The sequence below is a fragment of the Pseudoalteromonas sp. genome (assembly GCF_041613455.1).
Taxonomy (GTDB): Bacteria; Pseudomonadota; Gammaproteobacteria; order Enterobacterales; family Alteromonadaceae; genus Pseudoalteromonas.
In genome coordinates, this window is sequence record NZ_JBFJHD010000201.1 from 1 (window position 1) to 5,454 (window position 5,454).

A 5,454-nucleotide genomic window follows, 5' to 3' on the forward strand; every position below is an offset into this window, starting at 1 on the left:
AACGCGTAATGGCGAATAATTGCTTTTAAAACTATTTACGCAGACACCCACTTTAATTTTTACCTAGTTTGGGTTTCGCGTAGCGGAACCCAATGAATAATAATTTGCCTGTTACTGGCTTTAGATTGAGCATAAAAAAGCGAGTAAAGTGATTTACTCGCTGATTATTTTATTTAGGACTGGTTAGCCCGAAGCCCGAAGCCCGAAGCCCGAAGCCTATGCCCCCGGACCGCATTCCATACAGTGGTTAATAATATCGGGGCCAAATTTTAGTTTGGCGTTTAAGTCGCGCAGTGCGGTGCGCAGGCCTTCTTCTATCACTGGGTGATAAAAGGGCATTTCAAGCATTTGTGGTACGGTCATTTTATTTTGCACTGCCCATGCCAGTAAGTGTGCAAGGTGCTCGGCTTGTGGGCCAATAAACTCAGCGCCTAAAAATAACCCTGTGCCTTGCGCTGCATACACCCGCATTATGCCTTTGTTTTTTAGCATTACGCGACTGCGGCCTTGGTTTTCAAAGCTGACTTCACCTATTTCAAAACAATCACAACTGCCTAAACGTTCGCTTAGTGTTTTGTAGCTTTCGCCGACCATGGCGATTTGCGGGTCACTAAATACGGCGGCAATTTTTGCTCTGCGTAAGCCAGTACGTACATCGGGGAAGCGCCCCGCGTTTTGGCCGGCAATAACCCCTTGGTCGCTGGCTTCGTGCAGTAGTGGCAACATATTGCTGGCATCGCCTGCGATAAATATATTTGAATCGCCACACTGCATAGTATGAGGGTTAGCAACCGGTACGCCACGCTCATCAAGTTCAATACCGGTGTTTTCTAAGCCGAGCTTATCGGTATTAGGTACGCGCCCAGTGGCAGCCAATACGTAATCAAATTGCTCGGTGTGTTTAGCCCCTTGTTTGTCAGTGTAGGTTAGCTGTGCTTTATTACCGACTTGTTGCATATCTGCTACGTTGGAGTCGGTATCGACAAAAAATTCGTTAGCAAATACGGTATTGGCATAGTCTTTCACTACGGGATCGGTAAGTGGCCCAATTGCGCCGCCTACGCCAAATAGTTTTACGTTAACACCTAAGCGGTGCAGGGCTTGGCCAAGCTCTAGGCCAATAACACCAGGGCCAAATACGGCAACAGATTCAGGCAGATCGTCCCAGTCAAACACGTCGTCGTTGATAATTAATCGGTCGCCAAAATTATTAAATACACCGGGGTATGCAGGGCGCGAGCCGGTGGCAATAACAAAGCGTTTTGCACTAATGATAGTGTGGTCGTCTATTTGTATACGGTTTGCGTCTAAAAAGGTGGCATGGCCACGTATTTTGTCTTCGCTTGGTAACTCGTCTACGGCTTCTACTACAAAACCGGCAAAACGGTCGCGTTCAGCTTTAACGCGTGCCATGACTTGTTTGCCATCAATACGTGGTGCTGTGCTGTGAACGCCAAAAGCAGGTGCCATTTCTATGGCATGCGCCGCTTCGGCTGCTGCAATAAGTAACTTACTCGGCATGCAACCAACACGTGCGCAGGTTGTACCGTAAGGACCTGATTCGATCATGAGTACGTTTGGTGTGAACTGTTTGGCGTTACGGTAGGCACTTAAGCCTGCAGTACCTGCACCAATTACCACAACGTCGGTTTGCAACTGTTTCATTACTGTTTCCTTATAAAAATCATTTATAAAAAAGGGGCAACCAGTGCCCCTTTTTATATCATTACAAATTGGGCATTTAATTACGCAAAATATGCTTCTAAATCGTCTGAGCCACCAATGTGCTTACCGCCAATAAATACTTGTGGTACGGTTTCACGGCCCGATACGGCTTTAAGGCTAGTAAGTGATGCACCTGCACCCATTACGATCTCTTCATAAGCTAGGCCTTTTTCTGTTAATAGCGCTTTGGCTTTTGAACAGAATGGGCAACCAGGTTTAGTAAAAATACTTACCGGCTCTGGTTTTGCTTGCTTTGGATTAATGTAGTCAAGCATAGTGTCGGCATCAGATACTTCAAACGGGTCGCCTGGTAGGTCTGGCTCGATGAACATTTTTTCGATTACGCCATCTTTAACCAGCATAGAGTATCTCCAGCTGCGCTTACCAAAGCCTAGGTCGTTTTTGTCTACTAACATGCCCATGCCATCAGTAAACTCGCCATTACCGTCGGGTAGTAAGGTAATGTTTTGCGCTTCTTGATGCTCGGCCCATGCGTTCATTACAAAGGTGTCGTTTACCGATAAACATACAATCTCATCAACACCGTTTTGTTTAAATACACCGGCTAACTCGTTGTAACGCGGTAAGTGTGTTGATGAACACGTTGGGGTAAATGCGCCCGGCAGTGAAAATACAACCACGGTTTTACCTTTAAAGATTTCGTCGGTGGTTACCGATTTCCATTCGTTATTTTGACGAGTTGCAAATGTAACGTTTGGGATTGTTTGGCCTTCAATATTGTTTAACATAGTTTGTGTTCCTCTTGATTTGTTGATAGCCATTATGGCGCTGAATTAAATATAGTTCCAATCGTTTGTTTGTATTAAACTGATAGTTAAAAGCTATCAGTTTGGGTGTGAACATGAACTTAAAAGATTTAGAGTATGTAAAAGCAATAGCGCAGTTTAAGCATTTTCGTAAAGCTGCCGATGCGTGTTACGTAAGCCAGCCTACCTTAAGTGGGCAAGTAAAAAAACTCGAACAAGAACTTGGTGTTACTTTATTTGACCGTTCTACAAAGCAAGTTAGTTTAACCCACCAAGGGCAGCGCTTATTGGCGCAAATAGAAATAATTTTAGAGCAAACGCAAATACTGAAAGAGCTAGCCGCTACCTCAAACAAACCGTTACAAGGTAAATTAACCATTGGTATTATTCCTACCATTGCGCCGTACTTATTACCCACGTTACTTACGTCGATGAAGCAAGCCTTTGTAGACAGCCGTTTTGCGTTTATTGAAATGCAAACAGCAACTATTTTAGCGGCACTGGATAACGGCGAGCTCGACTTTGCTATTTTGGCCGATGTGCCCGAGCTTAAAAATTACCATACGGTTAACTTGTATAAAGAAGACTTTTTAGTGGCGGTGTCGCACGACAATGCACTTACCAAGCATAAAAAAATAGCGTTAAGTGACCTACAAGGTAGTAGCTTATTAATGCTAAGTGATGGCCATTGCTTTAAAGATCAAGCACAGCAATTTTGCTTTTCTGCAGGGGTTGATGTGTCGAGCCAGTATCAGGGTAATAGTTTAGAAACTTTGTTGGCGCTGGTGGCGATGGATGATGGCGTAACATTTGTGCCTAAGTTAGCGTGTACTGAGCGAGTAGGGATCAGCTATTTGCCAATTTACCCTAATCAGCAGCGTAATATCGTGTTTGCCTGCCGCAAGCATTACCCGCATCTATCTGGGGTTGAGCAGCTGGGTGAGTGGTTATCTACTCACCCTAACTTAAAAGCTAAGCTGGCTAGGGATCTTGGCTAACAACTTCGACAATATCGTTAATTTGTACTCCGGGCAGCGGGGCATTGTTAACGCTTACTGCAATAGCACTTTGTTGATACAGCTGCTCCACACGAATGCTATTAAGGGTAATGACTTTATGCGGCATACGATTACCCATTGCATCGGTTAAATAGTCGTGGTGAGCAATGCTAAGTAATTGCCCCTTGGTTAAACCGTGAGCTTTACCTAAGTTTATAACTAGTTTGTCGTCTTCACGGTGCATTATTTTACCTTGCGTTGGCAAGCACGCCATCGCCGCTTGTAAATCGTAACTTAGTGTTTGATTTATATCGCTAATACTTTGCCCAAATGGCGACTGCCAAAAGCGCTGGCTATGTACGTCGATAATATCGGTTTTAGCAAATGGCCAAATAGCCTGGCTTTGGTAGCTGTTTTGCCACAGTTGCTCGTAGGTGGTGCCATCAAACAAGGTTAATTCTATTTGATAACTGCGCTGGTAGCTTTCATCTTGCCAAAAGGCGTAGTCGTTGTTGAGCTTGTCGCTAGCCGAAAGGTTGGTTATTTGGCTAAGCAGCACATACTGTGCATTACTGCGGGTAGCAATATCTTCGAGCTGCGAATTTGAATAATCGTGCTGTTGAGTAAAGTACTTATCAACGTTTATGGCATTGTTGTAATAGGCCACCGGCACTGCGCTCATTTTAGACTTAAGTAATGCGGTATAAATGTTTTTGCTTACGGCTTTATTTATGTCAAATATTTGACCCAAACGCGCTTGTTCACGGTTATTAAGTTGGCTTTGCGTTACAGCTATAAACTTTTTAAAGTTACTTTGCGGGCATTGCTCGGTTTGAGCAAAAATGTCTAGCCGTAGGGTAACCGCTAGCTGCTCGTTGTGGCGTTGTTCGCTAATAAGTTCTATTTTTTGAATTTCGCCATGGCTACTAATTTTTAGCTGATCTTGCGTTAACACCCCGTCAACTAAGGTTTGTACCGAGGTAACGCGGGCGCCCGAAAACACCATGGCCTGCGTTATTGCATCTTTAATAGCGGCCGACTTAGCTGCGCCTATGTCGTTGCTATTAACCTGTGCATGGCCTGTTGCTTCGTACCACTGCGCGGCAGTAAACGAGGAAAACGTTAATAAAGCAGTTGCACCTAAGCCTGCAAATACCGATGCTAAAAACGCCTTCATACCTTTACTCCAGTTTAGTTTTCACAATGACTCACTACTTACAGCAAAGAGCGTACCAATGTTAATTGGCGCTGAGTGCCAATGGCATTAAACATGCATAAGATTGCTTAATTCGATTTTTAGGGTCAACAAATTATGCGCGCACTGTCATTAGCCATTACCTTGGGCTGCTTAACGTTAAGTGGCTGTAGCACTATGTTTGATAAACATGTTGAATACAATTATGTGAAGCCAAATAACTACCCAATTATAAAAGCCATAGGTTATGCCCCCATCAGCTTACAGTCGGGAGCTAATAAGTCACAGCAGCAATTAATGGCTATTAAAGCTTCTAAACTTGAAGCATATCGCGAATTGGCTGAGCAAGTGTATGGGCAAAAAATTACCGCCACAACCACGGTGGCCAGTGCAATTGCACAAGACGATTACTTGCAAACTAAGGTGCAAGGCATTATTAAAGGCGCCCAAGTGATAAAAACCTATGCCGTAGACGACACCTACATAACCGAACTTGAGCTTAATATGAAGCGCGTGCACGACTTATACATAGGCGAAATTAAACCGCGCGAAGTAAAAAGAGTGACGTATTACTAGTAAAGTGCCGCTTAAAGGGGAAAGGTGTCAAAGTGCAGCGAGGTAAAGGTTATAGGGATGAGGTATTAGGTTCTAGGTTGGTACCTGCCTTAAATTTCTAGCTGATAGCTGATAGCTGATAGCTAAAATCTGATAACAGGCCTTTACACAGTTCTAGTCTTGGTTATTTTTACCTGACACCTGACACCTGACA

The 5,454-nt window shown here is 44.0% G+C and carries 5 protein-coding genes; 2 read left to right on the forward strand and 3 right to left on the reverse strand.

All coding sequences use genetic code 11. The features are described 5' to 3' along the window. Positions 1-216: 216 nt before the first annotated feature. Positions 217-1,665: a dihydrolipoyl dehydrogenase gene (locus tag ABYB02_RS14105; RefSeq protein ID WP_372763051.1), complete on the reverse strand. Its 1,449-nt coding sequence runs from the start codon at positions 1,663-1,665 to the stop codon at positions 217-219. Between the two features lie 80 nt (positions 1,666-1,745). Then, complete coding sequence (locus ABYB02_RS14110; RefSeq protein WP_372763052.1) at positions 1,746-2,474, reverse strand: glutathione peroxidase; 729 nt, start codon at positions 2,472-2,474, stop codon at positions 1,746-1,748. Between the two features lie 113 nt (positions 2,475-2,587). On the opposite strand from ABYB02_RS14110, the gene ABYB02_RS14115 reads away from it, so the two are divergent. Beyond that, positions 2,588-3,490, forward strand: a complete 903-nt coding sequence (locus ABYB02_RS14115) for a LysR substrate-binding domain-containing protein (protein ID WP_372763053.1) — start codon at positions 2,588-2,590, stop codon at positions 3,488-3,490. On the opposite strand, the gene ABYB02_RS14120 is transcribed toward ABYB02_RS14115, so the two are convergent. Continuing rightward, entirely contained in the window at positions 3,474-4,667 is a 1,194-nt protein-coding gene (locus tag ABYB02_RS14120; protein WP_372763054.1) for a flagellar assembly protein FlgT, read from the reverse strand. The genes ABYB02_RS14115 and ABYB02_RS14120 overlap by 17 nt on opposite strands. Positions 4,668-4,802: 135 nt before the next feature. On the opposite strand from ABYB02_RS14120, the gene ABYB02_RS14125 reads away from it, so the two are divergent. Then, positions 4,803-5,261, forward strand: a complete 459-nt coding sequence (locus ABYB02_RS14125; RefSeq protein WP_372763055.1) for an LPP20 family lipoprotein — start codon at positions 4,803-4,805, stop codon at positions 5,259-5,261. Positions 5,262-5,454 lie beyond the last annotated feature (193 nt).

Coding starts and splice junctions, on each gene's coding strand:
- ABYB02_RS14110 (WP_372763052.1), bottom strand. CDS start 2,474: ATGTTAAACAATATTGAAGGCCAAACAATCCCAAACGTTACATTTGCA.
- ABYB02_RS14125 (WP_372763055.1), top strand. CDS start 4,803: ATGCGCGCACTGTCATTAGCCATTACCTTGGGCTGCTTAACGTTAAGT.
- ABYB02_RS14105 (WP_372763051.1), bottom strand. CDS start 1,665: ATGAAACAGTTGCAAACCGACGTTGTGGTAATTGGTGCAGGTACTGCA.
- ABYB02_RS14120 (WP_372763054.1), bottom strand. CDS start 4,667: ATGAAGGCGTTTTTAGCATCGGTATTTGCAGGCTTAGGTGCAACTGCT.
- ABYB02_RS14115 (WP_372763053.1), top strand. CDS start 2,588: ATGAACTTAAAAGATTTAGAGTATGTAAAAGCAATAGCGCAGTTTAAG.